At 37.2% G+C, this 25,118-nt stretch carries 35 protein-coding genes and 2 tRNA genes; 30 read left to right on the forward strand and 7 right to left on the reverse strand.

The annotated features are described in order from the left end of the window. Window positions 1–162: 162 nt before the first annotated feature. Together proS and LKF16_RS01085 are read left to right on the forward strand one after the other, a co-directional pair. On the forward strand, window positions 163–1,602 hold the full coding sequence (gene proS, locus LKF16_RS01080; RefSeq protein ID WP_291472100.1) for a proline--tRNA ligase: 1,440 nt from the start codon (window positions 163–165) through the stop codon (window positions 1,600–1,602). A gap of 125 nt (window positions 1,603–1,727) precedes the next feature. Continuing rightward, window positions 1,728–3,056, forward strand: a complete 1,329-nt coding sequence (locus LKF16_RS01085; RefSeq protein WP_291472102.1) for a dihydrolipoyl dehydrogenase family protein — start codon at window positions 1,728–1,730, stop codon at window positions 3,054–3,056. A gap of 29 nt (window positions 3,057–3,085) precedes the next feature. On the opposite strand, the gene galE is transcribed toward LKF16_RS01085, so the two are convergent. After that, window positions 3,086–4,078, reverse strand: a complete 993-nt coding sequence (galE, locus tag LKF16_RS01090) for a UDP-glucose 4-epimerase GalE (protein WP_291472104.1) — start codon at window positions 4,076–4,078, stop codon at window positions 3,086–3,088. A gap of 179 nt (window positions 4,079–4,257) precedes the next feature. Between galE and LKF16_RS01095 the strand changes: the two genes are divergently transcribed. From LKF16_RS01095 to LKF16_RS01110, 4 genes are all read left to right on the forward strand, one after another. Next, complete coding sequence (locus LKF16_RS01095; protein WP_291472106.1) at window positions 4,258–4,920, forward strand: class A sortase; 663 nt, start codon at window positions 4,258–4,260, stop codon at window positions 4,918–4,920. A 62-nt stretch (window positions 4,921–4,982) separates the two neighbouring features. Further along, a complete protein-coding gene (recJ, locus tag LKF16_RS01100; RefSeq protein WP_291472108.1) occupies window positions 4,983–7,295 on the forward strand; it encodes a single-stranded-DNA-specific exonuclease RecJ in 2,313 nt (770 codons plus the stop codon). Between the two features lie 19 nt (window positions 7,296–7,314). Beyond that, window positions 7,315–7,833 carry an adenine phosphoribosyltransferase gene (locus LKF16_RS01105; RefSeq protein WP_291472110.1) on the forward strand — a complete coding sequence of 173 codons (519 nt, stop codon included), beginning with the start codon at window positions 7,315–7,317 and terminating at the stop codon, window positions 7,831–7,833. A gap of 35 nt (window positions 7,834–7,868) precedes the next feature. Further along, window positions 7,869–7,956 (forward strand) — tRNA-Ser (locus tag LKF16_RS01110). 220 nt (window positions 7,957–8,176) lie between these two features. Here the strand turns inward: LKF16_RS01110 and LKF16_RS01115 are convergent. The 4 genes from LKF16_RS01115 to LKF16_RS01130 form a co-directional block, all read right to left on the reverse strand. Continuing rightward, on the reverse strand, window positions 8,177–9,316 hold the full coding sequence (locus LKF16_RS01115) for a site-specific integrase (protein WP_291472112.1): 1,140 nt from the start codon (window positions 9,314–9,316) through the stop codon (window positions 8,177–8,179). Between the two features lie 70 nt (window positions 9,317–9,386). Then, window positions 9,387–10,547: an Ltp family lipoprotein gene (locus LKF16_RS01120; protein WP_291472114.1), complete on the reverse strand. Its 1,161-nt coding sequence runs from the start codon at window positions 10,545–10,547 to the stop codon at window positions 9,387–9,389. Between the two features lie 61 nt (window positions 10,548–10,608). Further along, a complete protein-coding gene (locus LKF16_RS01125) occupies window positions 10,609–11,007 on the reverse strand; it encodes a M48 family metalloprotease (protein ID WP_048703794.1) in 399 nt (132 codons plus the stop codon). Between the two features lie 3 nt (window positions 11,008–11,010). Next, the gene (locus tag LKF16_RS01130) at window positions 11,011–11,346 is read right to left on the reverse strand and encodes a helix-turn-helix domain-containing protein (RefSeq protein ID WP_291472118.1); all 336 of its coding nucleotides are present in this window, start codon (window positions 11,344–11,346) and stop codon (window positions 11,011–11,013) included. A 258-nt stretch (window positions 11,347–11,604) separates the two neighbouring features. On the opposite strand from LKF16_RS01130, the gene LKF16_RS01135 reads away from it, so the two are divergent. Then, complete coding sequence (locus LKF16_RS01135) at window positions 11,605–11,784, forward strand: hypothetical protein (RefSeq protein ID WP_291472120.1); 180 nt, start codon at window positions 11,605–11,607, stop codon at window positions 11,782–11,784. On the opposite strand, the gene LKF16_RS01140 is transcribed toward LKF16_RS01135, so the two are convergent. Beyond that, window positions 11,777–12,181, reverse strand: coding sequence for a hypothetical protein (locus LKF16_RS01140; protein WP_291472122.1), 405 nt, complete (start codon window positions 12,179–12,181; stop codon window positions 11,777–11,779). The two genes, LKF16_RS01135 and LKF16_RS01140, sit on opposite strands and share 8 nt — an antisense overlap. Window positions 12,182–12,232: 51 nt before the next feature. Here LKF16_RS01140 and LKF16_RS01145 point away from each other — a divergent pair, with 51 nt between their 5' ends. Then, entirely contained in the window at window positions 12,233–12,964 is a 732-nt protein-coding gene (locus tag LKF16_RS01145; RefSeq protein WP_291472124.1) for a phage antirepressor KilAC domain-containing protein, read from the forward strand. Window positions 12,965–13,197: 233 nt separating this feature from the next. Here LKF16_RS01145 and LKF16_RS01150 read toward each other — a convergent pair whose 3' ends face one another. After that, window positions 13,198–13,590, reverse strand: coding sequence for a DUF2513 domain-containing protein (locus LKF16_RS01150; protein WP_048702603.1), 393 nt, complete (start codon window positions 13,588–13,590; stop codon window positions 13,198–13,200). A gap of 62 nt (window positions 13,591–13,652) precedes the next feature. On the opposite strand from LKF16_RS01150, the gene LKF16_RS01155 reads away from it, so the two are divergent. The 22 genes from LKF16_RS01155 (at window position 13,653) to LKF16_RS01260 (ending at window position 25,027) form a co-directional block, all read left to right on the forward strand. Further along, on the forward strand, window positions 13,653–13,856 hold the full coding sequence (locus LKF16_RS01155; protein ID WP_048702604.1) for a helix-turn-helix domain-containing protein: 204 nt from the start codon (window positions 13,653–13,655) through the stop codon (window positions 13,854–13,856). An 11-nt stretch (window positions 13,857–13,867) separates the two neighbouring features. Further along, a complete protein-coding gene (locus tag LKF16_RS01160; protein ID WP_291472129.1) occupies window positions 13,868–14,200 on the forward strand; it encodes a DUF771 domain-containing protein in 333 nt (110 codons plus the stop codon). Window positions 14,201–14,330: 130 nt separating this feature from the next. After that, window positions 14,331–14,501, forward strand: a complete 171-nt coding sequence (locus LKF16_RS01165; protein ID WP_291472131.1) for a hypothetical protein — start codon at window positions 14,331–14,333, stop codon at window positions 14,499–14,501. Between the two features lie 387 nt (window positions 14,502–14,888). After that, window positions 14,889–15,476 carry an NUMOD4 motif-containing HNH endonuclease gene (locus LKF16_RS01170; protein WP_291472133.1) on the forward strand — a complete coding sequence of 196 codons (588 nt, stop codon included), beginning with the start codon at window positions 14,889–14,891 and terminating at the stop codon, window positions 15,474–15,476. 57 nt (window positions 15,477–15,533) lie between these two features. Further along, window positions 15,534–16,346 carry a recombinase RecT gene (locus LKF16_RS01175; RefSeq protein ID WP_291472135.1) on the forward strand — a complete coding sequence of 271 codons (813 nt, stop codon included), beginning with the start codon at window positions 15,534–15,536 and terminating at the stop codon, window positions 16,344–16,346. Beyond that, a complete protein-coding gene (locus tag LKF16_RS01180; protein WP_291472137.1) occupies window positions 16,312–17,124 on the forward strand; it encodes a PD-(D/E)XK nuclease-like domain-containing protein in 813 nt (270 codons plus the stop codon). The genes LKF16_RS01175 and LKF16_RS01180 overlap by 35 nt, the downstream gene beginning before the upstream one ends. A gap of 9 nt (window positions 17,125–17,133) precedes the next feature. After that, entirely contained in the window at window positions 17,134–18,006 is an 873-nt protein-coding gene (locus LKF16_RS01185) for a Lin1244/Lin1753 domain-containing protein (RefSeq protein WP_291472139.1), read from the forward strand. Window positions 18,007–18,015: 9 nt separating this feature from the next. Continuing rightward, on the forward strand, window positions 18,016–18,777 hold the full coding sequence (locus tag LKF16_RS01190; RefSeq protein WP_291472141.1) for an ATP-binding protein: 762 nt from the start codon (window positions 18,016–18,018) through the stop codon (window positions 18,775–18,777). Window positions 18,778–18,779: 2 nt separating this feature from the next. Next, window positions 18,780–19,100, forward strand: a complete 321-nt coding sequence (locus tag LKF16_RS01195; protein ID WP_291472143.1) for a hypothetical protein — start codon at window positions 18,780–18,782, stop codon at window positions 19,098–19,100. Next, entirely contained in the window at window positions 19,084–19,506 is a 423-nt protein-coding gene (locus LKF16_RS01200; protein WP_291472145.1) for a RusA family crossover junction endodeoxyribonuclease, read from the forward strand. The genes LKF16_RS01195 and LKF16_RS01200 overlap by 17 nt, the downstream gene beginning before the upstream one ends. A 2-nt stretch (window positions 19,507–19,508) precedes the next feature. Further along, complete coding sequence (gene ssb, locus LKF16_RS01205) at window positions 19,509–20,078, forward strand: single-stranded DNA-binding protein (protein ID WP_291472147.1); 570 nt, start codon at window positions 19,509–19,511, stop codon at window positions 20,076–20,078. Between the two features lie 11 nt (window positions 20,079–20,089). Beyond that, window positions 20,090–20,254: a LuxR C-terminal-related transcriptional regulator gene (locus LKF16_RS01210; RefSeq protein WP_291472149.1), complete on the forward strand. Its 165-nt coding sequence runs from the start codon at window positions 20,090–20,092 to the stop codon at window positions 20,252–20,254. 65 nt (window positions 20,255–20,319) lie between these two features. Continuing rightward, window positions 20,320–20,829, forward strand: a complete 510-nt coding sequence (locus LKF16_RS01215; protein WP_291472739.1) for a hypothetical protein — start codon at window positions 20,320–20,322, stop codon at window positions 20,827–20,829. A gap of 117 nt (window positions 20,830–20,946) precedes the next feature. Further along, window positions 20,947–21,354 (forward strand): hypothetical protein, encoded by a 408-nt coding sequence (locus LKF16_RS01220; protein ID WP_291472153.1) that lies wholly within the window; start codon window positions 20,947–20,949, stop codon window positions 21,352–21,354. 48 nt (window positions 21,355–21,402) lie between these two features. After that, window positions 21,403–21,750, forward strand: coding sequence for a hypothetical protein (locus LKF16_RS01225; RefSeq protein WP_291472155.1), 348 nt, complete (start codon window positions 21,403–21,405; stop codon window positions 21,748–21,750). After that, window positions 21,747–21,959, forward strand: a complete 213-nt coding sequence (locus LKF16_RS01230) for a hypothetical protein (RefSeq protein ID WP_291472157.1) — start codon at window positions 21,747–21,749, stop codon at window positions 21,957–21,959. The genes LKF16_RS01225 and LKF16_RS01230 overlap by 4 nt, the downstream gene beginning before the upstream one ends. Beyond that, a complete protein-coding gene (locus tag LKF16_RS01235; RefSeq protein WP_291472159.1) occupies window positions 21,949–22,179 on the forward strand; it encodes a hypothetical protein in 231 nt (76 codons plus the stop codon). Before LKF16_RS01230 ends, LKF16_RS01235 begins: the two co-directional genes overlap by 11 nt. Before the next feature lie 108 nt (window positions 22,180–22,287). After that, complete coding sequence (locus LKF16_RS01240) at window positions 22,288–22,701, forward strand: transcriptional regulator (protein WP_291472184.1); 414 nt, start codon at window positions 22,288–22,290, stop codon at window positions 22,699–22,701. Between the two features lie 86 nt (window positions 22,702–22,787). Further along, window positions 22,788–23,501 (forward strand): DUF559 domain-containing protein, encoded by a 714-nt coding sequence (locus LKF16_RS01245; RefSeq protein ID WP_291472161.1) that lies wholly within the window; start codon window positions 22,788–22,790, stop codon window positions 23,499–23,501. 622 nt (window positions 23,502–24,123) lie between these two features. Next, window positions 24,124–24,184: transfer RNA gene (locus tag LKF16_RS01250), tRNA-OTHER, on the forward strand. Window positions 24,185–24,348: 164 nt separating this feature from the next. Then, entirely contained in the window at window positions 24,349–24,531 is a 183-nt protein-coding gene (locus LKF16_RS01255) for a hypothetical protein (protein ID WP_291472162.1), read from the forward strand. Further along, entirely contained in the window at window positions 24,524–25,027 is a 504-nt protein-coding gene (locus tag LKF16_RS01260) for an HNH endonuclease (RefSeq protein WP_291472164.1), read from the forward strand. Before LKF16_RS01255 ends, LKF16_RS01260 begins: the two co-directional genes overlap by 8 nt. The last annotated feature ends 91 nt before the right edge of the window (window positions 25,028–25,118 follow it).

Below are 25,118 nucleotides of genomic sequence, written 5' to 3' on the forward strand. Positions count from 1 at the left end.
GAACCTGCCAGGTTTAACCATTGTCGGTTGGCAATCGCTTTTCAGCGTTATAGATATTGAGTGAATCTTCATTTGAAGATTAACTAAGGTGGCACCACGGAAACTATTTCGTCCTTTATTAGGATGAAATAGTTTTTTTTTACACAAATTAGGAGGGATAAGATGTCAGATTTACAAAAAGAGAACTTTTCAGAATGGTATATTCAAACCATTAAAAATGCCGACTTAATGGCATATGCACCTGTCAGAGGCTGTATTATTTTTAAGCCGGATGGGTTTGCTCTTTGGGAAGGTATTCAAGACCAATTCAATAAGTATTTAGCAACTCAAGGCATACGTAATGCTTATTTCCCAATGTTGATTCCAAAGCATTTCTTTGAAAAAGAAGAAGAACACGTTGAGGGCTTTGCTCCTGAAATTCCTTGGATGACACAAGTTGGTAATGAAAAGTTAGATGAACCTTACGGTTTACGTCCAACTTCTGAAACAATTATTGGTAACGCGTTTAGTGATTGGATCAACTCATATCGTGATCTACCATATGAGATCAACCAATGGGCTAATGTTTTCCGTTGGGAGAAAAAGACGCTTCCGTTCTTGAGAACTTCAGAATTCTTATGGCAAGAAGGTCATACAGCACACGTTTCTGAAGAGGATGCACGACACAGAACAATGGCCATTTTGGATGCTTATGAAGATTTGATTGTTAATTATCTAGCCATCCCTTCATTCAAGGGTCAAAAGACTCCATCAGAACGTTTTGCTGGTGCGGTTGATACTTATTCAATTGAAACAATGATGCGTGATGGTAAGGCTGTTCAAGCTGGTACATCACATTACTTAGGTCAAAACTTTGCGAAGTCATTCGATATCAAATTCCTTGATAAAGATGATACTCACAAGTATGTTTACACGACTTCATGGGGAATTTCGACACGTCTGATTGGCGCTATGATTATGGTCCATGGTGATGAAAAGGGTCTGGTATTGCCTCCTAAAGTTGCTTCTACACAAGTTGTCTTGATTCCAGTTGGACCATGGCAAAAGAATCCTGAAATCATGGAAACACTTGATAAGATGTTAGCCACTCTTAAAGAAAAGGGTGTTCGTGCTAAGATCGATGATTCCGATAATACTCCTGGATACAAGTTCAACGAGTGGGAACAAAAAGGTATCCCAATGCACGTGGAATTAGGACCTAGAGATATTAAAAATGGCCAAGCAGTTATCAAGATGCGTGATCTTGACGATAAGCAAACTGAATCACTTGACGGTATCGAAGATTACATCAAGGATCAACTTGAGACAATGCAAACTAGATTGTTAGAATCTGCTGACGCTAGAAACAAAGAAAATGAATACTTCGATATTGATACTCTTGACGATTTAAAGAAACACATCGAAACAAAGAAAACTGCTGGTGAGGTTCCTGGATTCGTACTTATCGGATGGGACGGAACTGAAGAAACAGAAGCTAAGATCAAAGAAGAGACTGGTTTTACAACTCGTAATATTCCTTTCAACCCACCAATGGAAAAGAAAGTTGATATTGTTAGTGGAAAGCCAGCTAAATACACAGTTTGGATTGCTAGATCATATTAATATTAAGTTTCAAAAAGTCGCATTCATGCGGCTTTTTTTAGTGGGCAGAGCCTCCTAATATCACTATTTTTTTGATTAGGTTACAATGAAAACGATAACTTATTCGTAATTTGGAGGTATGTGGGATGAAACAATACGATGCAATTGTAATCGGCGGTGGCCCGGCTGGATTAGCAGCTGCTTATAAATTAAAATCTGCCGGCAAGAATACAGCGGTATTTGAAAATGACCTTTGGGGCGGCACTTGTCCTAATCGTGGCTGTGATCCAAAGAAAGTATTATTGAGTGCAGTTGAAGGACGTGATCGGATTGCGCAGTTTCAAGGCAAGGGCTTTAGCAACGTCCCTTATGTTAACTGGACAGAACTAGAGGCATTTAAGAAGACCTTTACTGATCCCGTTTCAGCTGGTAGCAAGTCTGGCTTAGTCTCTGCTGGAATTGACACCTATGAAGGAAGTCCAAAATTTATTTCCGAGAATGCATTGAATTTAGGAGATGAAACTTTTCAGGCGAACGATTTCATTATCGCAACCGGACAACGTCCATCGATTTTAAATATCACAGGATCTGAAAACTTATTGACCAGCAACGAATTCTTGTCACTAAAAAAGATGCCTAAATCTATAACCTTTATTGGCGCAGGATACATTGCAATGGAGCTGGCCAATATTGCCAATGCTACCGGCGCTGAGGTTCATTTAATTCATCATAATGACCGTCCACTGAAGGAGTTTGACCAAGAATATGTCAATGAAATGGTCGAACAAATGAAACAACGAGGGATTCAATTCCATTTCAATGTAGACACCAAGGAAGTGGAAAAGGTAGATGACCATTACACAATTAAAGCAGATGACTTCATTTTAAACACTGATCTAGTTATTTGTGCTACTGGGCGAATCCCTAATGTTGAAGGGATGAGCTTGGATTCTGCTGGTGTTGAAATTGGCAAACGTGGCATCAAGGTCAATCAATATTTACAAACTACTAACAAGAATATTTACGCAGTCGGTGATGTGATCGACAAAACTGGTCCTAAGCTAACGCCAGTTGCTGGATTCGAAGCCGGATATGCTGTTGACCATATAATTGGAAATGATAATAATCCAATTGACTATCCAGCAATTCCAACATTAGTCTACGGAAGTCCAAAACTAGCTAAAGTTGGCGTTTCGATTCCTGATGCTGAAAAAAATAAAGATAAGTATCACATCGTTGCCCAAGATTTGACTGGCTGGTTTACTTATCATCGGATAAACGAACCTGTTGCAAAAGCTAAAATCGTCTTTGATAACGATGATCAAATCGTTGGAGCAACGATACTAACTGAACAAGCAGATGAACTCATCAATTTATTGACAGTCGCTATCGACAAGAAAATTAACAATGAAAAAGTTAACCAGATCATCTTTGGCTATCCAACAGTTGCTAGTGATTTAGAATATTTGATTTAATGAAAAAAGGAATCCCATTTGGGATTCCTTTAGTTGTCTTGATAACCATTTAAATGTTTTGATTTAAAGTTCCATGCATCCTGAATCATTTTGTGGACGTCGTCGAATTTTGGCTCCCAGCCAAGAACTTTTCTAGCTTTGTCACTGGCAGCAATCAATGTACTAGGGTCACCAGCACGTCTAGGACCAATCGTGGCGGGAATTTCTTTTTGAGTAACTTCTCTGGCAGCAGATAAGATTTCTTTGTTTGAAAAACCATTAGAAGAACCTAAATTAAAGATATTGCTTTGGTTGCCATCGCGTAGAAATTCCATTGCCAGGCGATGTGCTTCAGCAAGATCTTCGACGTGAACGTAATCACGCACGTTAGTACCGTCTTTGGTATCGTAATCATCACCAAAGATCGTTAATTCATCACGTTGTCCGGCAGCAACTTCTAAGACAACTGGAATCAAGTGAGTTTCTGGATGATGGTCTTCGCCGATACTGCCGTCAGCTTTCGCTCCAGCAACGTTGAAGTATCTGAGTGCTACGAATTTAATGCCATATGCAACGTCAGACCAATGCATGATTTTTTCCATAGCCAGTTTGCTTTCGCCATATGGGTTGGTCGGAATAGTTGGATCAATTTCTTTGATGGGAATTTGTTTAGGTTCACCATAGGTTGCAGCAGTCGATGAGAAGACGATATGCTTAACGTCGTTTTCATTCATTGCCTCTAACAACGAAATCATCCCATAGGTATTGTTGTCAAAATATTTAAGCGGGTTCTTCATTGATTCTGGAACGATTGAAAAAGCTGCAAAATGGATCACATCAGTGATATCTTCTTTTTGAAAAATTTCATTTAAAAAACTTTTGTCACGAACATCGCCCTGATAAAATTTTGCCTTGGGGTTAATAGCGGTTTTGTGTCCTGTTGCTAAATTATCAGCAACGACGACTTGATAGTCCATTTGACAAAGGTGATCGACCGTGTGGGAACCGATGTATCCGGCTCCACCTAATACTAGAATACTCATTTATTTACCTCCGAATTTGATATACTAATAAATATGATAATGAAGTTAAGATTAATTGAGTGACCTTTAAGTAACCTTAAACTACTATGATTTGGCAGAAGTCTCAATAATTTAACTTTTGAATTTAAATAAGATATTATTACCACGAAGATAATAAATCTAAGAATGTGAAGGATACTATGAGAAAATTTTTTTCAATCACGGGAATAGTTTTACTGTTTCTAGTTGCACTAGGTTTGATATTTAATGAACCTTTGAAAGAATTTGCCGTTGACCACATGTCTAATCGTTATCTCAGCTCTTTGACAGCTGATCAAGTGGACAAGAATCAACATAAGAAGGCAAATTATGACTTCAAGAAGGTCAAGCCTTTGAGTGCATCTCAAGTTGCCAAGGCATCCGTCAATAATGACGCTGCGACGATCGGTAAAATGTCGGTACCTTCAGTTGGATTATACTTACCTATATTAAAGGGCCTGAGTAATGATGCACTGTCCACAGGCGGCGGTACAATGAAGCCGAATGAGAAGATGGGCAAAGGCAATTACGCCTTAGCAGGACATTATATGACCAATAAGGGTGTCTTGTTTTCAAGACTCGAAAATGTTCAACTCGGAGATCTAGCATACATCACTGATATGAAACATGTTTATACGTATAAGGTTTACTACAAGAAAGTCGTTGCTCCAACAGCAGTTTATTTGATCGATGATTCTCCTGGCAAAAAACTTTTGACACTGATCACTTGTGCTGATGGGGGTACGAATCGTTGGGCCATCCAAGGTTCATTGGTCAAAACCCAAAAGGCAACCAACAAATCATTGTCCGTATTTGCAAAATAAGTCGTGAGGCTTATTTTTTTTTGAGTTTAATTGTTATAATAAATTGGTTAGTAGGTGATGTATTGGTTTCAATCAAGTGGACAAAACGTAAAAGTCCAACCAAAGAAGAAATTGCAAAGTTCGCAACCGATAATAATGTCAGCAATATTGTTGCGGAATTATTGTTAGAGCGAGATTTCAGTAATCAAAATGAAGTAAATGATTTTTTGCATCCAGACGTTTCAGGTCTCCAAGATCCATTTGCCTTAAATGACATGGATAAGGCATTAGAGACATTAGATGAAGTCATGCAACGCGAGGGGAAGATTGCTATTTATGGCGATTACGATGCTGATGGAGTAACAAGTGCTTCAATCATGCGTTTGACTCTCAAAAAAATGGGCGTTGATCCAATCGTATTTATTCCCAATCGTTTCAAAGACGGCTACGGTCCTAATTTAGATGAGTACAAGAAATTAGTTGAACAAAAACATATCGACTTGTTGATAACGGTCGATAATGGTGTTAGTGGAAAAGAACAAGTTAAATATTTGAAAGACCAAGGCGTCAAAGTTATTATTACTGATCACCATGATTTGCCAGCCGAACTGCCTGAAGCTGATGCAATCGTGCATCCGACGATTCCTGGTTCTGAATATCCTTGTCCATACTTATCAGGTGCAGGTGTGGCATTTAAGTTTGCTGACGCGCTCTTAGGAGACGATGCACTAGAGTTTGTTGATCTAGCTGCTATTGGTACTGTTGCTGATTCAGTTGCTTTAAAGGGTGAGAATCGCGTGATCGTGACCGAAGGATTAAAGCGGATGAAAGACAATCATCACGTGGGACTTGAGGCTTTGGTCAAAAAGTGCAAGTTAAAGCTCAACCAGATCTCTGAAGAAGATATTGGTTTCAAGATTGCTCCAAGATTAAACGCCATCGGCCGTTTAGATGACGCTAGTTCAGCGATGGAGCTCTTGACGACGAGCGATGAAGGCTTGGCTAAAGAAATCGTTGACGAGACCGAGGAAATCAATGCCAAACGTCAAGGTTTGGTTGCTAGTGCTTATGCAGATGCACAAGATCAAATTGAACAACAAGCTGAAAATGGCGTGTTAGTTTTAACTAGCGATCAATGGCATCAAGGTATCTTAGGTATCGTTGCCAGTCGAGTAGTTGACCAGACCCACAAGCCAACTATGGTACTTCAATATGATAAGGATTCAGAGTTGTACAAGGGTTCGGGAAGAAGTCCAGAAGGATTTAATTTGTTCGATGCTTTGAATGCCCATCACGATTTATTTGCTGGATTTGGGGGACATGCGCAAGCATGTGGTTTTTCAATTGCGGAACCTGAATTGAATCAACTGATTCCATTGCTTCAAGAGGAACCTGCCAAGCAATCATTCGACCCAAATAGTCCGGTAGAAAAAGTTTTTGATCTGGATTTGAAGATCAAGGATTTTAACTTTGACTTAATTAAAGAAATTAACCAACTAGCACCGTTTGGAATGGGAAACCCTAAGCCAGTGATCCAATTGAGGGATGTTAGATTTACCAACAGTCAGTCTGTAGGAAAAGACGCTACCCATTTGAAAACAACGATTTCAGATTCCAACAATCAAGTTTCTGCAATTGGTTTTAACCTTTATGAAAAAGAACAAGAGAATAAAGATAGCATTTGTGATGTATACGGCGAGCTAGGTGTCAATGAATGGGCAGGTCGAAAAAATCTACAAATGATGATCAATGACTTTGAAGTTTCACCAGAAGCGGCTGAGTTAAATCATTTGCAAAAAATTTATATCGACTATCGTCAAAAGATCTTATCCAAACAATTGATGAATCGTTTCGATGCCATTGTCTGCTTTAATCAAGCATATTATGAAATGCTGCAAAGACATGATCTCGACTGTAAGATAATCATGTTCGATGAGAACTGCGATGGTCAAAATATTTTGATTTATGATCGACCTCATAACCTTGAACTGTTCAAACAATTTTTAGCTAAAAACAAAACGGCTCATACAGCGCTTTATCTGCATACCACATTAACAAGCAGATATTTGAAACCTGATATGAATAATATGAAAGAATTTTTAAAATATTTGTATTCGCATGAAAATATCAAGCCATCTGATATGGATGTTGTTGCCAATTACCTTAATATTGATAAAAATGACATTGATTTCTATTTAAAAGTGTTTTTTGAACTGAGTTTTGTTAAAATGGTAAATGGCTTTGTTAAAAAGGCTGAAGTATCAGAACAACGCGAATTAATCGAATCTCCAACTTATTTGAAACGATTACAACGCAATGATGTTGAAAAAATACTAATTGAGTCTGATTTTGACAATTTGTTGAACTGGATCAGCGAGTTCGATTGTCATAACTAGATTGAATGGAGAATGAATGATGGATATTGATTTTAAGAAATATGTTGCCAACGTTCCGGATTTTCCAGAACCAGGTGTACTATTTCGAGACATTTCACCACTAATGCTGGATGGAAAGGCTTATGCTGCTGCTACTGACGAAATTGTCGATTATGCAAAGAGTCGTGGCGCAGAAATGATTGCTGGACCTGAAGCACGTGGATTCATCGTGGGATGTCCAGTAGCTTATAAGTTAGGAGTAGGTTTTGCTCCAGCTCGTAAGAAAGGGAAGCTCCCTAGAGAAACAGTCTCAGTTACTTACGATCTTGAATATGGTCAAGGATCCCTCTGGATGCAAAAAGACGCCGTTAAACCAGGACAAAAGGTCCTAGTTGTTGACGATCTAATGGCAACAGGTGGAACTTTAGCAGCAACTATTAAGTTAGTTGAACAACTTGGCGGAATCGTCGTCGGAACTGCTTTCTTGATTGAATTAAAAGATTTACACGGTCGTGACAAAATTAAAGGCTACGACATGTTTACATTGATGCAGTATTAATATTAAAATAAGAGAGTAGAAATACTCTTTATCATGGTGAGTTGGCAGAGTGGTAATGCACCGGACTCGAAATCCGGCGAACCGGTTAATACCGGCGCGCAGGTTCAAATCCTGTACTCACCTTATATAGCACTTTTGGGAGTTCCTACGGGAACTCTTTTTGTTTAGTTAAATGTTGATATGACGGCGTTTATAGGCGTTTTTGAAATTTATAAGTATTCCCGGAAATTCCCGAGTTTTGAAATTCTTGTCCCCAATTTGTCCCCAATTTGCTTAAATTGCGACATTTGGGGACAAAAACGGCTGTACCCGTTGGTAGATAATAGGTACAGCCGTTATTTTTTTATTTTGATAGACGTTCCATAGCTTGGATAGTTAGATCAGTTTGTTCCTTGTCCTGTTCCTCTAATAGATGTTCATAGACTCGGCTTGTAATCATAGTATTTGCATGTCCTAAAAATTGGGATACATATTTCATTTGTACTCCCGTGGATAATAAATAGCTAGCAAAAGTATGACGTAACCCATGTGGGCGAATTTGGTTAGCTGTAGGGATTCCTACTTGAGTTTGAATGTACTTCATTGATTTAATCAAACCTGCATCAGAAGGGATTTTACCGTTCTTAGAAAGGAACACAATATTATCGTTGTTTCTAATTTCACTCTGTGATATCAGCCACTCATTCTGCTCCATCTTTAGTTGCTTTAGAATCACAGCTAATTCATCAAGCAACGGAATAACACGTTTTGATGTCTTTGATTTAGTTCGTTGCTGAATCTCACCGGCATCCATATAATCGTACACGCTATCCACAGTAATTGTTTTACTCTTAAAGTCGATTGCTGACCATCTAAGCCCGCTTATCTCCTCAAACCTTAAACCAGTATATGCACCAGTCAATACTTCGTAATAGGTGATACTATTGTACGATTTATGTTTGTTCGTATAGCCAATGACTTTTTGGAAATCAGAAATGGAAAGATACTTTTTAGACTTTTTTCTTTTTGATGTCCCACTGATCTTAACTTTACGAGTGAAGTCAGAATATATTATTTGGTCATCAATTGCATCTTGAACACATGACCGTATTATTCCATTAGTTTTTTCACAGGTCAGTGTTGACCGTGTTTTCATGTAATCATTCATGAATTCTTGATACTGCATTTTAGTCACTTCATTAAGTCGAGTGAGTGGGAAATAGTTATTGATGACTGTAGCAATGTTATTAAACCGATTCATAGAAGTTTTACCTACATTAGGTTTCTTATAAACATTCACCCAATTTCTATAGTAATCATAAAAAGTGGTATTGCTATCAATAATGCTACTGCCTCGAATTAAACTATTTTCCATTTCATTTGCAGCAACCTTAGCTTCTTTTTTAGTATTGAATGATTTTGTTTTTGATTTCCATTTTCCATCAGCATCTTTATATTTAATTCGATATTTCCATTTTCTTCCAACTTTTTCAAAGTTTGCCATGACTGTACCTCCTAATTTAGGTAAAAATAAATAAGCCTAGTTATAGACTTAGATTTATTTTTGTGATTAATTAATCGTTTAAATGCTGGATTGCATAGTCAGCCTGCTCTTGAGTAAATTCTTCACCATATTGAGATGTTAATTGTTCTTGAATATCGTTAGGTGACATGCTCATTTTGTCTTGATAATCTTTAGCTTTTTTTAAAGCATTTTCATCCCAATTAACCTTTACATTATCAACCGCATATTGTGCAGCTTCAGCTGAAAAACCATCACCGAACTGTGAAGTAAGCTGGTCATAAATTCCTTGTTGTGACATATTCATAACTTTAGCATATCTATTAGCACGGAGTAGCGCTAACTTGTATTCTGTAGGAACTTTACCATTTGATGAAGATGAATCATCTGTTTCAGAATCTGAACTTTTTGCTGTATTAGATTTAATGTCTTGCTTCTTTTTATGATTAGGATTTTCAATAAAAATAGAGTCATCATTTTTAGTAGCTCTATTTTTCACTTTTGCAGAAAAATCATATTCCTTTTCTTTTTTATCATTTTCCCCTGTACCAGGCCCATTTAAAGTAGTAGCCCATTTACCATCAGATTTTACATGTAAAGTTTTAACTACAGAATAGTTCATATCAGGATCAGTAATTTTAATAGTTGAATGTGGTGAGGCAGTTCCACTCACTGAAACAGTATTATCATTACCATTATTTAAAGTAAGTGTTCCCACATCGTTAGCATTTTTTATATGGAACTTTGTATACGCAGAATCAGGTATATCACTTACCGAAACTTTTACTGAATTTGACTTTTTACCATTTTTTGAAGATACAATTTTATAATCAGTATTATTGTCTAAATTTTTAGCTGTAAAATTACCCTTATTATCTGCTTTTACGTTTATATTCTTATCGACTCCGTAAGTATCCTTTAGCGTGACCATTGCATTCGAAAGTGTTTTGCCGGTTAATATTCCTTTTTGACTAGTTCCAGTCAATTTTATATGTTTAGTATCTACAGATAAGAATGGTGTTGGATTAATAATTTCTTCTGCATTGGCTGTAATTCCTTTGAACAACGGGACAATCAAGATGATTGAAATAATTACTAAAGCAACAAATGGTATTTTATTGTTGTTTAATCCTTTGTAAAATTTTAAAAGTGCATAAGCAAGAATAGCAATGATAGCAACATCAAGTATCATTCCAAATATATTTAAACTCATAATTTCCTCCATAAATATATATTTAATCAGTATAAGTGTATCAGAAGGGATGTATTAAAAATCACATTACAACCATTTTTCTTTTGGCAATGTATTCATATCTCAATGGAATACAGAATTGCTGTAGAAACATAATATAGCTATTGAAGTGGATATCATAATCTTTACAATATTGTAGTAGTAAATCTATAGCTACTTTATTAGCAGCACTTTCAGCATTAATCTTCCCCACACCAGACTTGTCATACATATAGCAAGAATCACCATTAAGCATATGACCAATCTCATGAGCTACCACCATTGGTAGTTCCTCTTGCTTGTACCAATTCGTATTAATAAACATCATGTTACGTTCTGGTATAGCTAAGGAAGGCCAATCAGAATCTATTCCATTAAGTAATTCGAATCCTATGTGATTATCTAGTGCGTAATTCAGTAAGTAAGTTGTAACATCACTCATATATTATTTTCCCCCATCTAAGATACGTCTAATCATTTCTAATTCCTCCGGTGGTATTTCTCTACCACCATAGCTCATGATGGTGTAGTCATCTTGCATAGCATCTTTAATATCTACTTTTTTAGATTTAGCGTTAATATCCGGATCATCCGTTTTACCCAATAGGTAGTCTACAGATACGTGTAAAACATTAGCAACAGCCTTAAGATTATTAATTCCAGGCTCTTTATGTTTCCATGAATATATAGTGTTGGTACCTAAATTAGCCATATCGTTCACTTTTGTAAGACTAAAACCTCTTTGCTTTGAAATTTTTTTAATTCTATCTAACGTTGTCATAATAGGCTTTCTCCAATATATGACGACTAATAATTAGACTTAGACTAAAAATATACTTGCATAATTTTAGACTTAGTCTTATTATTAATTCATCAAGTAATTGAGCAACAAAAACACACGACCACCGATACAATGCTTTGGCGAGAATTGCGGTAGTAATAGGGTTTAAATTGCTTATTTGATATGCCTTTATATTAGACTCAGTCTAATAATTTGTCAACAACTTGATGAACAAATAACAGAAAGGAGGTGAAAGATATGAATGATGAAGAATTTACTTTAGAAAGTTCCATATATGGAAGAGCATCAATGGAAATTGCTTTACAAAATGGAAACGAATTTATGGATCTAATAAAAAAAGCTCAGCAGGATTCTGCTGAACTTCAAAAAGATTTAGAAAGACTACAACATATGAATCCTATTTTTAAAACTAAATAATTCCGACAAAGTCAAAGTTTTCTTGAAATTTGTAATACTTGAATTTCTTGTTAGGAATTTCTAAGAATTCAATATTTGTAACTTTTTCAGTGAAATTAATATGGTTCATATTAATTTTGCTAACAGCTTCAATTAAAGAATCCATGTGGTCAATCAATCCATCTTTCATCTTATCTTTGAGTTCTTTGAATTCTTTGAATTCGGATCCCTTATAAATTTCCAGATTCAAATTAATGTTGTCATAGTTCTCTGAATTAATACTTATCCAATCAGCAATCAAAAGTTTTCCATCATTTTTAAAAACAAATGATCTTTGATTTAATTCGCTGTGATTTTCTAATTGATGCTTGATTCGAAAGAACGTATAAATTGTAGCTTGTATATTTTCAATTTCCATTATTATCATCTCCTTTCTAAGGAGAAGTATATCAAACAGGAGGTTATTCACATGAATAACTTAGTAATTATGAAAGACCAACAGGCAGTGACTAGTAGTTTGCAAGTTGCGGAAACATTTGATAAAAGCCACAAGCATGTATTAGAGGCGATCGACAACTTAAAAGAGGGGGTGGCCGAAAATTGGGCAGACCTATTTTACGAAGATACATACATTCATCCTCAAAACAGACAACCATACCGCGTAATTTACATGAACCGAGATGGGTTCACATTACTAGCAATGGGATTCACAGGCAAGAAAGCTCTTAAATTCAAAATGCAATATATTGAAGCTTTTAACAAGATGGAAGACCAAATCAAAACAGGTGGTTTCAAAATTCCGTCGACAATGGCCGAGGCTTTACGTTTAGCAGCAGACCAACAAGAACAACTTGAGTTAATGAAACCGAAAGCAGTATTTGCGGATTCGGTAGCCACATCACATACCACTATCTTAGTTGGTGATCTTGCCAAAATCATCAAAGGAAATGGCGTTGATACAGGTGCAAGACGTTTATTCCAATGGATGAGAGACAACGGTTATCTGATTAAGCGTAAAGGTACTGACTATAATTCTCCAACTCAAAAATCAATGGAAATGGGATTGTTCAAGATCAAGGAATCGAGCCACGTTAACGGTGATGGGGTAACTGTCGTTACTAAAACACCTAAGGTTACCGGTAAAGGACAACAATACTTCGTAAATAAATTTCTTGCAGATCAGCAGTTAAAAATCTTATAGACGTTTGATGAACAAATTAATGGATGGAGCAGGTGACCTATCAGTGAAAAGATACGATTTCATTTACTTTTATAAAAATTTTTTCAACCAATGGATACCGCTGAGCGTCGGTCATACTAACGACTTGTCTTTGGTTTTATGGAAGAAGAACAACGTAAAAGAAGACCTACAACGAGCGGGATATAAGCCTTCAAAAAAAGTATTCATATATATAGACGGTCGGGTGTTTCTAGTTAAGGATTACCCATTTGATTCAAAATCATCTCGGCAATAACTTTTGATCCTATGTTTTCAATCAAAGAAATAGAAACAGACGCGAAATCTTTGGTGATGGATTTAGTTTTACTCCATACCTTATTATCACGAATTGTGTCTAAAAATTTATGACCATTCCAAGTAATCATGCCAGTACTAAATGAATAAATGTCACCGTTCACCCATTGAATAGATGACTTTAAGTAATTGGTTTCGTCTAACTTAGCAAGAACATATTTAATTGTATCCTTCTCGTAGTTGGATAATTCACTTGCTTCTAGAAATTCGTCTAGGAACAAGAATTTTCCAAAAACAGCTTTATCTTCAATATAAAGCATAACGTCACGAACACAATCCTGGTTTAAACGCATTATAATTTAACCTCTAATATTTTCGCATAACCAAAGTATAACAATAGAAAGGAGTTGATCGTATGCCAGAAGAAAAAATTGCAGAAGTTGCGTATGAATTAGAAAGTTCAATCAAGATTGCACTTATTAAAAATCATATTACACAACGAGAACTTGCAGAACAAATTAATGCAAATCCTCAACAACTCAATAGAGCAATCAAAGGTGACATGACACCTAAATCTAGAGAATTACGAAAGCAAATTGAAAAAATTCTTGGAATGTAGGAGTTATGAACATGCAAAAAATAACGGCAACCGTAGTAATGGAAGTTCCAAAAGACAAAGTTGTTATTACAAAAGCAGAATACGAACAGCTTAAACATGATGCGGATGCAGGAACTTGGTGGACAACGCAAGATATCACTGATCGCTACCATCACAAAATGGACTGGTTTAAGGAGAAGATATTTTACCAGCCTAAATATAAGAAGCTGCTAAGTGATGAATACGGTGGACCAGTTCATTACTCGAGCAATGACAACGGAAGACATTGGAGCTTTGAACCAAATGGCTTCAAAATTTTTATGGAGAAATATTTCTCGGAAATAAACGGAGGTAAATCAAGATGATTAAAGTATCACTAGATTTTTTGTTCGTAGCATTCATGACCACTATGCTATCAAGTGTTTTGATTACTAGGTATGTAATGATTCACGCACGCAGCAAAGCTAAAAAATTCATGAACGGGTGGTTCGAGTAATGGATGAGATCAAAGATCTTAAGAAAAAGATTAGACACTTAGAAATGATGTTGGCATTAAGTCCAGAGATTCTTGAATGTGGAGAATATCGGGATTGGGAATTAGTCAAGAAACACGGTGAACCAGTTAGCATGCCAGAACACTACGAAGTTATCGTATTAAAAAAATAAACACCCGGAGGTGTTAGGAAGTGCTAAATAGAAATTGTAAAAACTGTGGGAAGAGGATTTACCCAGAAGATAACTATTGTTCCCGGTGCGGGGTTAAGAACCCGTTAAAATTTTCTTGGCTGTTTCGGAAGCAAAATCAACTAAGAAGTTGTAAAGCAAAGGTTCAACTACTGTATCTGCTTTTGAAAGATAAACCTTAATTATTGTATTTGCTACTTCTGAATTAATTGTTGGAATCATTTAAGGAAAAGGAGTGACAGCAATGGACGGTTTTGACGAATGGCTACAAGATGAAACACGATACGGATCACTAACTCAAACAGAGGAAGAAAGCGAACCATATTACCCCGGTGCAGAACCTTGCGACGAAGAGAACGGGTGGTAGATATGGAGCAATGGAAAAAAGTGCCTAATTTTGAACGATATGAGGTTTCAAACCTTGGAAGAGTCAAAAGTACAGTAACCGGACAAATTCAGAAGTTGTCAAAACCCGGACGACGGACTGCTTACTTGAAAACGTCCTTTCAAGATGACAACGGAAAAATCAGAACCTTTGACGTTCACAGGTTAGTTGCCGAGTTGTTTTGCACCAAGCCGGAAATAGACAAAGTGCTTGTTGTGGATCACTTAAACGGAAACACCAAAGACAACAGAGCAGACAATTTGGAATGGATCACGATAAGTGAAAATCAACGCAGACGAAAAGCATACGAGTTTGGTTACTCGGTAAAAGATACCTCAATAGTTTGGTTCGACGAGAACGGAATTATACAAGGAATTTTCGAAAGTTGCCGACAAGCCTCAATCAAAACGGGCTTGGCATACACAGCAATTACAAAGTGTTGTTCAACAAGATACCCGAGAGTTGTAAACGTCGGTCGTTGGGGCTTTGAGAGAGTACCAACAAAAGATATTTACAACTTGTATTGGGAACAAAAAAAGTCCCGTACCACGGCAATGGCACAGGACGAGTAAATATAAAAAATAACTTATCAGTATTTTATCACAAATCAACGAAAAGAGGATCACAAAATGGCAAACGCATTGTCAAGACTACCAATTCAAACACTGGTAAAAGAACCAAAGATTTCAGAAAAATTCGAGGAAGTATTAGGTAATAAATCAGCTCAATTTGTCACGTCACTAATTAACGTTGTTAACAGTAACCAATCACTTAAAAACGTGGATCAAATGAGTGTCGTTGCCTCTGCAATGGTCGCTGCTAGTTTAGATTTACCAATTAATCAAAACCTCGGTTACATGTGGTTAGTTCCATACGGTGGCAAAGCACAACCACAAATGGGCTACAAAGGATATATCCAATTAGCACAAAGAACAGGACAATACGAAAAATTAACGGCAGTTCCCGTATATGAGGACGAGTTCAAAAGTTATGATCCATTGACCGAGGAATTAGTTTACAAATCTAATTTCAAGGACAGAGGGGACGAAAAGCCGGTTGGATATGCAGGTCGCTTTTTATTAAAGAGTGGTTTTGAAAAGACAGTCTATTGGACTAGAAAAATGATTGACGATCACAGACAGCAATTTTCAAAGACAAGTGGAAAAGCAAAACCAACAGGAGTTTGGGCTTCAAATTACGACGCAATGGCATTAAAAACCGTTATAAGAAACCTTATCAGTAAATGGGGACCAATGAGTGTTGAAATGCAAACAGCTTATGAGAACGACGAACAAAACGTTCAAATGGAAACCAATGGAATTAAAGAAGTACAAGCCGAAGAAACGGATCAACCTGCAACCAACTTGGATCAATTAATCAACGGATCAGAAGAGGAGGGTTCAAGCAATGGATCAATTAGCAATTCACAGAGTGTTGAATAAGAAAACATATTACACGATTGAGTCGGATAGATATTATCAATCAGCAACATTCTTCAAAAAGTTCATGAATTGCGAAGCAGCAACAATGGCGGAACTAAAGGGCATTTATCAACCCGATAAAAACGCAAAGGCTTTGTTAGTCGGAAACTACTTACATTCGTACTTTGAAAGCAAGACAGCACACGACAAGTTCATTAAGGATCACGAGAGCGAAATGCTTACTCAAAAAGGAACGTTGTTGAAAGATTACAAGGTCGCAGACTCAATGATTGCAACTCTTGCGGACGATCCTATGTTTAACAACCTCTATGTGGGAGATAAAGAAACTATCGTCAAAGGAAAAATTGGCGGCGTGAAGTGGAAAGGCAAAATTGATTGTCTAAATCTTGAACGCAAGATTTTTCTCGACCTCAAAACAACCCGAGAGATTGATCGCAAGTATTGGAATGAGGACACAAGAATGTGGCAATCATTCATGGACGAATACAACTATCCGTTGCAAATGTATGTGTACCAACAACTCATTTACCAAAAGTTCGGAGTCATGTGTACGCCTTATATTATCGCAGTCAGTAAACAAGACATTCCTGCAAAAGCAGTGATTTCGATACCACCAAAAAGAATGGATCAAGCACGGGATCAAATCGAAGAAATGCAGCAAAGAGTCGAAGAGGTAAAAAACGGCTTAAAAGAACCAATGCGTTGCGGTAAATGTGCTTATTGCAGACAAACAGCAGTGTTGAGGGACATTACAAGCATGGACGATTTAATCAGTTAGGAGGGCAACATGGCAAGACCGATCAAGAACGGCATGGACTACTTTCCAATGGACGTTGATTTTCCTACGAACGAGAAAGTCGAGGCAATCATGGGAGAGTTCGGCAGTGAGGGCGTTGTTGCTCTGTTGTACCTATTAACAGCAATTTACCGAAATGGCTATTTCTTGAAGTGGGATAAGTTGAGTCAAATGCAATTAGTCAACCGAATTGACGGAATGACAATCGAAAAAATGGATCAGTTAATCGAGAGATTGATTTCATATGACACATTCAGCAAAGAAGTATTCGACGATCACAACGTCCTCACAAGTAGCCGAGTTCAACAAACATTTTTGGAGGCAACAAAACGTCGAAAAGAACAGCAAAAATTGCGGTTTTTAGTTAATGCAGACAATAACCTCGTTTCAAGTGTAGTTAATGTTGACAATAACCCCCGTTCAAGTGGGGTAAATGATGACATTAGTACACAAAGTAAAGTAAAGGAAACTAAAGAAAAGAAAAGCAAAGAAAAGAAAACAAAAGAAAACAAAAGCAAAGGAAAGAAAGAGGAAATTTCTGCTGTTGTTTCCCTCCGAGATACTTTCAATTCTTATCAAGAAACCATTGGAGTGTTGAACCCTTATGTTCAACAAAATATCGAGTATCGGATCAATGACTTTGTAAACCAAGGAACAAGCGAGAGCGAAGCAAACGAAATAGTTCAACTTGCAATTGAAAAGGCAGCACTAAGCAACAAGCTCTCTTGGAACTACGCAGACGGCATATTGAAAAATTGGCTCGATCACAGCTTGTTCACATTAAGCGACGTAAAAGCAGAACAAAAACCGAGGGGCAAAGGACAACCATATGAGGTTGACGACTCCGACAAATTACCTTATTAGGAGGTCAACATGGAGAACTTAGGCACGATCATGAGTGACATTCTCAAAAGAGTTGAAAAAGAACGAGGGATCACAGTTGACTTGGAAAATATCGACATGGAGGAACGTCGAAAGCAGGACGAAATACGGATCACGAAAAAATACAAAGCACAAGAAAAGTATCGAATGTTTAACAGCTCTCTTGTGAGTGATCCAGACGACCTCAAAAGCACGTTTGATGATTTCCTAACAGATACACCAGAGCAAGAGGAAGAACTCTCACAAGCTCAAAATATCGCAAATAAGATATACAAAGGGGACACGTCGAACTATTTATTTACCGGTAAAGCAGGAAGAGGAAAAACAATGTTGGCTGTCAGCATTCTAAACGGCTTGAAATCACTTGATACCGACATAACTTGTTTGTTTGTGAGTGTGGAAATGCTCGTGAACCTCGAACGACAAGCGGTTGTTGATAAATTCAACATTGAAAAGAACGACGTTTACCGACTAGAGAAATGTATCGAGAAATGCGACGTTCTCGTCCTTGATGACTTGGGAAGTGAAACCAGTTTTGTAACTGGATCAGACATTCAACCTGCTACACGGTTCACACAAGAGGTGTTGTTCCGTATAGCCGATTATCGAAAGAACAAAGCAAATATCATTACAACAAACAATGCAGGCGGAGAACTACAACGAATGTATCACGGAAAAATAGTAAGTCGCTTGCTCACTAGAAAACCAGAAAACGTGATCGTGTTTGGCGGTCAAGACATGAGAGAGGTGTAGGAATGGAAGATCAAAAGTTCATTAATGATTTAAAGATAATTCACAACGTGGACACAGACAGCAAAGCACACGCAATGAATGAGTTGTTGATTGCTCACGACGTAATGACAAGCACGATCAAAGTTCAAAAAATTCAGTTCGACAAAATAAAACGGTTATCGGTTGAAGTCCCAGAATATACTGCGGACAAAAATCTTGAAGAAAATTTCATACTCGGCATTTCACAGCTTGAAGAAGTTAAAAAAAGCATTGATAAACAACTCGTTGAGGGTAATTGGTTACTGAAAGCGTTGAAAGAACATGTTAATGAAAATCACGATTAAGGGAGAACCTGTTGCAGCACCACGTCCAAGGTTTTCAAGGTGGGGAACGTACAATACCCCGAAATATACGAAGTACAAGACGAGTATCGAAGAACAATATCGTGCAGAGTTCAACGACGAACAACTTTTTGATCGTGGAGAACCATTACGAGTTGAATTGCATTTTTACAGAGGAATACAGAAGTCAGTTTCAAAAAAAGAACACGAACGACGAGCAAATCACGAAGTTAGACCTGCGGTCAAGTCTGATATTGACAACTACACAAAATCAATACTCGACGGACTCAAAAAAGCATGGTTTGACGACGGGCAAATTGTCGAACTAGTAGCGATCAAAGATTATGACGAAAACCCGAGGGTTGAGGTCAAGGTATCAACAATAAATGAAAACGAGGAGGACGAATAAACGTGATAAACAGAACAGTATTAGTTGGCAGATTAACAAGGGACGTTGAATTGCGTTATACGGCAAACGGTAACGCCGTAGCGAGTTTTACAGTCGCAGTCAACAGAACATTCACGAACTCACAAGGAGAGCGTGAGGCGGACTTTATCAACGTTGTTATGTGGAGGAAAGCTGCGGAGAACTTTGCAAACTTTACTCACAAGGGATCACTTGTTGGAATTGACGGACGTATTCAAACAAGAACTTATGAAAACGACCAAGGAAACCGTGTTTTTGTAACCGAAGTAGTTGCAGAGAACTTTTCATTGCTTGAACCAAAATCACACGATCAAGAACAAGGATCAAGACCAACTCAACAACAACCCACAAAACAAGAACCAACTCAATCACAACCGCCTTTGAAATCAGAACCAACAAAGACGGATATTCCACCACGTCAAAAGTCGTATGAGGAAACAAACGGAATGAATGCAAACGGAACATACGGAAAACAACTGTCAAGTCAGAACAACGATCCATTTGCAAACAATGGAAACACCATTGATATTACCGACGACGATTTACCATTTTAGGAGGTTAAACAATGACGGATCAAAATTTAGCAGTATTTCAAATGAGAGCAAACGGATATTCATTTATCGACATTGCGGACGCCTTGAAGATTTCCGACGAAACAGTGCAAGAGCTAGACAACTACAACCGAGTTCATGAAAGGGAGTTGCAGTACCAAAGCGACTTTTACGCATAATCATGGATAAAAAACAGGCATTAGAAATCATTTACGACTTGGAACGGAAATATAAAGGTGGGATCATGGGCATTCCAAACGACCACCCTTTGTTGAAGAAAACACAAGCGTGGTATCAAGATAAACAACAAAATTATGTGGCAAAAAATAGATATGACTGGAAGTCTATTCAAGCGGACTTTGACAAGGGTCTAAGGAAATCAGATATTGCCGATAACAACGGGTTATCGCTTAGCAGTTTGAGAAATGGAATAAATCAAGGTCTAGTTGATGATACGAAGTGGAAAAGAATTACAAATGCACGGCTTGCAAGGCTTGAAACAATGCACAAGCAAGAACGGAAGCGAGTCAAAGCACGAGAACAATTCTACAAATACAACTGGAGCGAAGTACAAAAACAGCTCGACAAGGGTACTCCAAAGACTGAAATTTGCAGGATATTCAGCATACAAACAGGCGTACTAAAAACAGCAGTTGAGGACGGCTTAATAAGCGATTTACGTTGGAAAAAAGTTAGTAAAAGAGTCAACGCTCGAAAGAGCTATCACAAATTACGAAGAAAAGGCGAGGCATAAAATGGTGTATGCACTTTATCATGGTGAGGAGTTCTTGAACGTCGGGTGGAATAAATATTGCACAAGATATTGTAGTTGGGAACTTGCACGAGAACCAAAAACTATTGGAGGCAGACAATGAATAAAACAATGAAATATAAATTAAAGCTAGATTACACGGCAGATGAACTAAAGGAATTAAAAGAACTCAGTAAAGCTTACGATAGCCCTATGTACGCAATAAGTAAGCTACTCATAGCAAGAACCCACAGTGTCGAAAACTTGCAGGCAAAATATTTCGCAATTGGACATGAAGACGAGTTTGATCTTATGGCAGACATTAACAACGTGGTAATGGGAACTGCTGTTTTTCCTAATAAACTGTATATTGTTCATGATAAAGCCACAGATCACTATATTTATTACAATGAATTATTGGACAATTTACGTTGGAGTCAACTACGGATACCAGATAAAAAGACCAAAAAGGAATGGTTAGAAATTAACCCAGCATACGAACCAATGCTAGAAGAGGTAGAAGACTAATGAAAAACATTGATGGGCGATTGATCCAGTTCACTGTGGAGGTAGATGATGAACAATAAATCAGTTCTAAAAGACTTGCTCAAGATAAAACAATTAGTCAGTGACCAAAATTTAATGACTGGCCTATATGATCAACAGTTGAAATCTCTTGATACAGCTATTGATAAAGTAACACCAGTTAAAATGCCAAGGTTGTTCGATGATTGGGTAAAAATAACGAATGATGCACAAAACAAAGAATATTTAATTCAAGCGCTAATTGGAGAAGTTCATGATTTTTATGTAGACGATGACAAAGAAGTTCTATGCCTAACACGTTGGATTGGTGAGGATCGCGATAATCGTGTAATTCAATGCGTCCGAGCAATTCTGGACGGGTACGAGGTTGAAGAATGAAAGTAAAAAGCTTAATAAACGAATTGAAAAAATATGATCCTAATGCAGAAGTTGATCCCTATCCAAACTCAAGTCAAACACCATTATGGATTCCTGACTATGATCTTGATAATCAAGTATTTCAAAGTCATAGTATTGCTGAAGAAATTCCAATAAAATATTGTCCTATGTGTGGACGTGATTTAAGGAGTGAGCGAAATGTTAGATAACCTATTTGATGATGAATGTGAAAGAAAGACATACACAACAACTTTGATTTATAAAGATCATAGAAAGTTTGCCAGAGAAGTCATAGAAAAAGCAGTGAGTACGAAAATACTCTCAAATAATTGGCTATGTGTGGAACTTTTAAATGGAACAAAAGGTTATTACAACTTAAAAAATGTTGATAGTTTCTATGTCAGGGAGAATAACAGTGATGATATTTAATCCCGTGGATAGGGGGTAAGTGATTTGATTACGGAAATGATCATGAAACTCTATTCAATAATTATTCGGATATACGATTTTCTATTCAAACCAAGGGGGTGACTAATTATTGAACTATCGAAACGTAAACTAGCATATTTGGAAGAATTGTATTCAGATTACACGAACATCAACAATTTAATTGCCACTCGTGTCCTAGAACTCGATCACCCGTGGAAACAGACTGATGAAAATATTGGTGGTGGGCGTTCTAGTCACATATCCAGACCACAAGAAGAAATTGTTATCAAGCGTGAGAATGATATTCGGCTCCAGTGGCTATTAAAATTGCAGGTAGCTGGTGATAAGGCAGTTGAACAATTTACTGATGAGCAACAGCGCATGTACGAATTGAAATACCTATCGAATGATTATTATGACTGGGAAATAGTTGGGGATATCATGGGATGTTCACATACCTCAATCTACCGCAAACGGTATAAATTTCTTGAGTTATTGGGTAAACAAATTGGATATTGCTAAAGTGGTACTAGAATCGCTATTAATACCACCCCAAAAATTTTATTATAGTATTATAGCCTACGGCTATAAAATCTGGAGGTAACAGAATGAAAAAGTGTTGGAATTGCCATCAAGAAATTCCAGATGATGATTTAGTTACTTATGATGGATTATCATTTCATGATCTTTGCAGAGATCAATACATAAGCAAACATGATGATATTACACAAGAATATCTAAAACTTAAAACTGTATTGATGTTTGATAGGGCTGTACATCAGATTGGACAATCATCAAACAACGATGATTATTATGAAGAAGCACAGATTGTTAAGCAATTTGCTTTAAAGGATTTAAATAAATTTCAATCATCTGATGAAATGATGACAGCTATGGAGTTATTGAAGAATAGAATTCAGATGAAAGCACAGTACAAAGTGTTTAATTACCGAGTAGACTTTTTACTTCCAGATTTAAAGGTGTGCTTAGAAATTGATGGCATGCTTAATAACTACAAGCAAATAAAAGATTCAAAAAGAGATGTAAAAATTCTAAACGCCTTAAATGAAGAAAGTCCAGGATGGGAGTTTGTAAGAATACCAACCGACTTGCTTGAACGAAATATCCAAAGACTAGTTCCTGCAATCAAGGCGGTTTATAAAGCTAAGCAAGAAGAACGAAGGAAACATAACGGTTTTCTTCCAACTAATTGGTCAGCAACAAACCGAGCTGCACAAATAAGTGTGGTAAGTCCAGAAGACGACGATTCAACAAAGGCATACAGAATTTTAATCAGTAGAGAGTTAAAGAAACAGATCTAGACAAGGATAGTCTATAAAACCAAAATAAAAATAAAATATTTATAACACAAAGACAGCTTGTCTCTAACTGCAGAAACCGTTCTTTAAAAACAACCGTGAGATAACACGTAAAAATCTAGCTCTTTGCTATTTTTTGACAGCTTATGATAACGGCTGTCAAAGTGGATAGTGGCGTAAAGGGTAAACGCTATGAATAGTAGACGATTCGGTGACGACTATTTAGTAAGTCGAGAGTGCACGTCTTGTATGGTTCGATTCCATACCTATCCATTGATACTTTTTAGTATCATCCCTAATTAATTTTATTCTCCTCAACAGGAAAGCCATTGGTTAAGTCCACACGAAAACGTGATGATCGTTCGTTCGACATATGGCTATTGATGCCAAAGGGCATCAACATATTTATACTCTTTTCTTGGAAGTCATTAGATTAAGTTCCACATTGGCAGGTGGCACCATTCGTTTGGTGCATGACTATTGTGTGTTGTGCCGACGTGGCCAAGCTAGCTCGACTGGTAACACTCTCGATACAGGTGGTTGTATTTAAATTAGATCTAGGCCTTGTCCATGATTATTTGGTCTCAAACCACAAAGCGGTAATCAGTCATGAATGGATATCGTTAGGAACGTAGCTCAGTTGGTAGAGCATTGAAACGGCACAGGTTCGAGTCCTGTCGTTCCTATTGCAACAAAAAAAGACATCCTTTATTTAGGGGTGTCCTTTGTTTTATCTTAATAATTCCAATCGACATCATCTTATTAAAATGGGATTGCAATAGTTATTTTTAGCACGTTACACATTATCAAGGTATGCCTTGATAATCTTTTTTTATTAGGAGGAAAACAAATGAATAATAATAATACATCGCACATAGGCTTTCTAGAACTACTCACTCTCATCTTTGTGGTTGCTAAGCTGCTATCATTCATCACGTGGTCATGGTGGTTAGCGTTCTTACCAATCATACTTAAAGTAGTGTTAAGTCTTATTGTTGGTTTCATCGATGGTATTGCCAATGTTGATGAGTAGATGTAAACATCTTGGTTGCCATACATTAGTACCACGTGAACAAGTATTCTGTGATGCCCATAAGAGCGATATACAACTCTATGAGCAACGTAAGGAAGAACAACGTAAACATATCAAGAGACATACCAAGTCTTATAACAAGCAAGTACGTAGTCAATCAGAAGAACGAAGACAACGTGAGTCGTTCTATCATTCAAAGCAATGGAAGAAGATACGTGAGTATGTATTAACGAGAGACAATTACTTATGCCAGTATTGCCTAAGGTTCGGCATTATTAGACCCAGCAAGACGGTAGATCACATTGTGCCAGGTCAAGTTGCTCCAGATTTGATAACGGATGTGGATAATCTGTCAACGATTTGTTATTCATGCCATAGACGAAAGACGGAATGGGAACAAGGATTTTATAAGACTGGTTATAGAAATGATAAGCAAAAAGTTAAAAAAGATATTTTATTGAAAAATATTTCTGACTTACCCAATTTTTCAAAATAGCCCCCGGCCTACTGTCGCAAGGGAGACAGCTCGCACAGTGGGCATGAGCTAAAAAAATAACCCCAAAATCAAAAGTTTTTACCTAGGAGGT

The organism is Companilactobacillus sp. (genome assembly GCF_022484265.1).
Lineage (GTDB): Bacteria > Bacillota > Bacilli > Lactobacillales > Lactobacillaceae > Companilactobacillus.

Bases quoted from the DNA above. Each gene is read 5' to 3' on its own strand.
- galE (WP_291472104.1), bottom strand. From the start codon at position 4,078: ATGAGTATTCTAGTATTAGGTGGAGCCGGATACATCGGTTCCCACACG.
- LKF16_RS01255 (WP_291472162.1), top strand. From the start codon at position 24,349: ATGAATAATAATAATACATCGCACATAGGCTTTCTAGAACTACTCACT.
- LKF16_RS01105 (WP_291472110.1), top strand. From the start codon at position 7,315: ATGGATATTGATTTTAAGAAATATGTTGCCAACGTTCCGGATTTTCCA.
- LKF16_RS01185 (WP_291472139.1), top strand. From the start codon at position 17,134: ATGGCAAGACCGATCAAGAACGGCATGGACTACTTTCCAATGGACGTT.
- LKF16_RS01095 (WP_291472106.1), top strand. From the start codon at position 4,258: ATGAGAAAATTTTTTTCAATCACGGGAATAGTTTTACTGTTTCTAGTT.
- LKF16_RS01125 (WP_048703794.1), bottom strand. From the start codon at position 11,007: ATGAGTGATGTTACAACTTACTTACTGAATTACGCACTAGATAATCAC.
- LKF16_RS01215 (WP_291472739.1), top strand. From the start codon at position 20,320: ATGGGCATTCCAAACGACCACCCTTTGTTGAAGAAAACACAAGCGTGG.
- LKF16_RS01200 (WP_291472145.1), top strand. From the start codon at position 19,084: ATGAAAATCACGATTAAGGGAGAACCTGTTGCAGCACCACGTCCAAGG.
- LKF16_RS01195 (WP_291472143.1), top strand. From the start codon at position 18,780: ATGGAAGATCAAAAGTTCATTAATGATTTAAAGATAATTCACAACGTG.
- LKF16_RS01135 (WP_291472120.1), top strand. From the start codon at position 11,605: ATGAATGATGAAGAATTTACTTTAGAAAGTTCCATATATGGAAGAGCA.
- LKF16_RS01260 (WP_291472164.1), top strand. From the start codon at position 24,524: ATGAGTAGATGTAAACATCTTGGTTGCCATACATTAGTACCACGTGAA.
- LKF16_RS01220 (WP_291472153.1), top strand. From the start codon at position 20,947: ATGAATAAAACAATGAAATATAAATTAAAGCTAGATTACACGGCAGAT.
- LKF16_RS01150 (WP_048702603.1), bottom strand. From the start codon at position 13,590: ATGCGTTTAAACCAGGATTGTGTTCGTGACGTTATGCTTTATATTGAA.
- LKF16_RS01170 (WP_291472133.1), top strand. From the start codon at position 14,889: ATGGAGCAATGGAAAAAAGTGCCTAATTTTGAACGATATGAGGTTTCA.
- LKF16_RS01230 (WP_291472157.1), top strand. From the start codon at position 21,747: ATGAAAGTAAAAAGCTTAATAAACGAATTGAAAAAATATGATCCTAAT.
- LKF16_RS01130 (WP_291472118.1), bottom strand. From the start codon at position 11,346: ATGACAACGTTAGATAGAATTAAAAAAATTTCAAAGCAAAGAGGTTTT.
- LKF16_RS01155 (WP_048702604.1), top strand. From the start codon at position 13,653: ATGCCAGAAGAAAAAATTGCAGAAGTTGCGTATGAATTAGAAAGTTCA.
- LKF16_RS01140 (WP_291472122.1), bottom strand. From the start codon at position 12,181: ATGGAAATTGAAAATATACAAGCTACAATTTATACGTTCTTTCGAATC.
- LKF16_RS01235 (WP_291472159.1), top strand. From the start codon at position 21,949: ATGTTAGATAACCTATTTGATGATGAATGTGAAAGAAAGACATACACA.
- LKF16_RS01165 (WP_291472131.1), top strand. From the start codon at position 14,331: ATGGATGAGATCAAAGATCTTAAGAAAAAGATTAGACACTTAGAAATG.
- LKF16_RS01180 (WP_291472137.1), top strand. From the start codon at position 16,312: ATGGATCAATTAGCAATTCACAGAGTGTTGAATAAGAAAACATATTAC.
- LKF16_RS01190 (WP_291472141.1), top strand. From the start codon at position 18,016: ATGGAGAACTTAGGCACGATCATGAGTGACATTCTCAAAAGAGTTGAA.
- LKF16_RS01225 (WP_291472155.1), top strand. From the start codon at position 21,403: ATGAACAATAAATCAGTTCTAAAAGACTTGCTCAAGATAAAACAATTA.
- LKF16_RS01210 (WP_291472149.1), top strand. From the start codon at position 20,090: ATGACGGATCAAAATTTAGCAGTATTTCAAATGAGAGCAAACGGATAT.
- LKF16_RS01085 (WP_291472102.1), top strand. From the start codon at position 1,728: ATGAAACAATACGATGCAATTGTAATCGGCGGTGGCCCGGCTGGATTA.
- LKF16_RS01115 (WP_291472112.1), bottom strand. From the start codon at position 9,316: ATGGCAAACTTTGAAAAAGTTGGAAGAAAATGGAAATATCGAATTAAA.
- LKF16_RS01160 (WP_291472129.1), top strand. From the start codon at position 13,868: ATGCAAAAAATAACGGCAACCGTAGTAATGGAAGTTCCAAAAGACAAA.
- proS (WP_291472100.1), top strand. From the start codon at position 163: ATGTCAGATTTACAAAAAGAGAACTTTTCAGAATGGTATATTCAAACC.
- LKF16_RS01175 (WP_291472135.1), top strand. From the start codon at position 15,534: ATGGCAAACGCATTGTCAAGACTACCAATTCAAACACTGGTAAAAGAA.
- LKF16_RS01245 (WP_291472161.1), top strand. From the start codon at position 22,788: ATGAAAAAGTGTTGGAATTGCCATCAAGAAATTCCAGATGATGATTTA.
- LKF16_RS01120 (WP_291472114.1), bottom strand. From the start codon at position 10,547: ATGAGTTTAAATATATTTGGAATGATACTTGATGTTGCTATCATTGCT.
- LKF16_RS01145 (WP_291472124.1), top strand. From the start codon at position 12,233: ATGAATAACTTAGTAATTATGAAAGACCAACAGGCAGTGACTAGTAGT.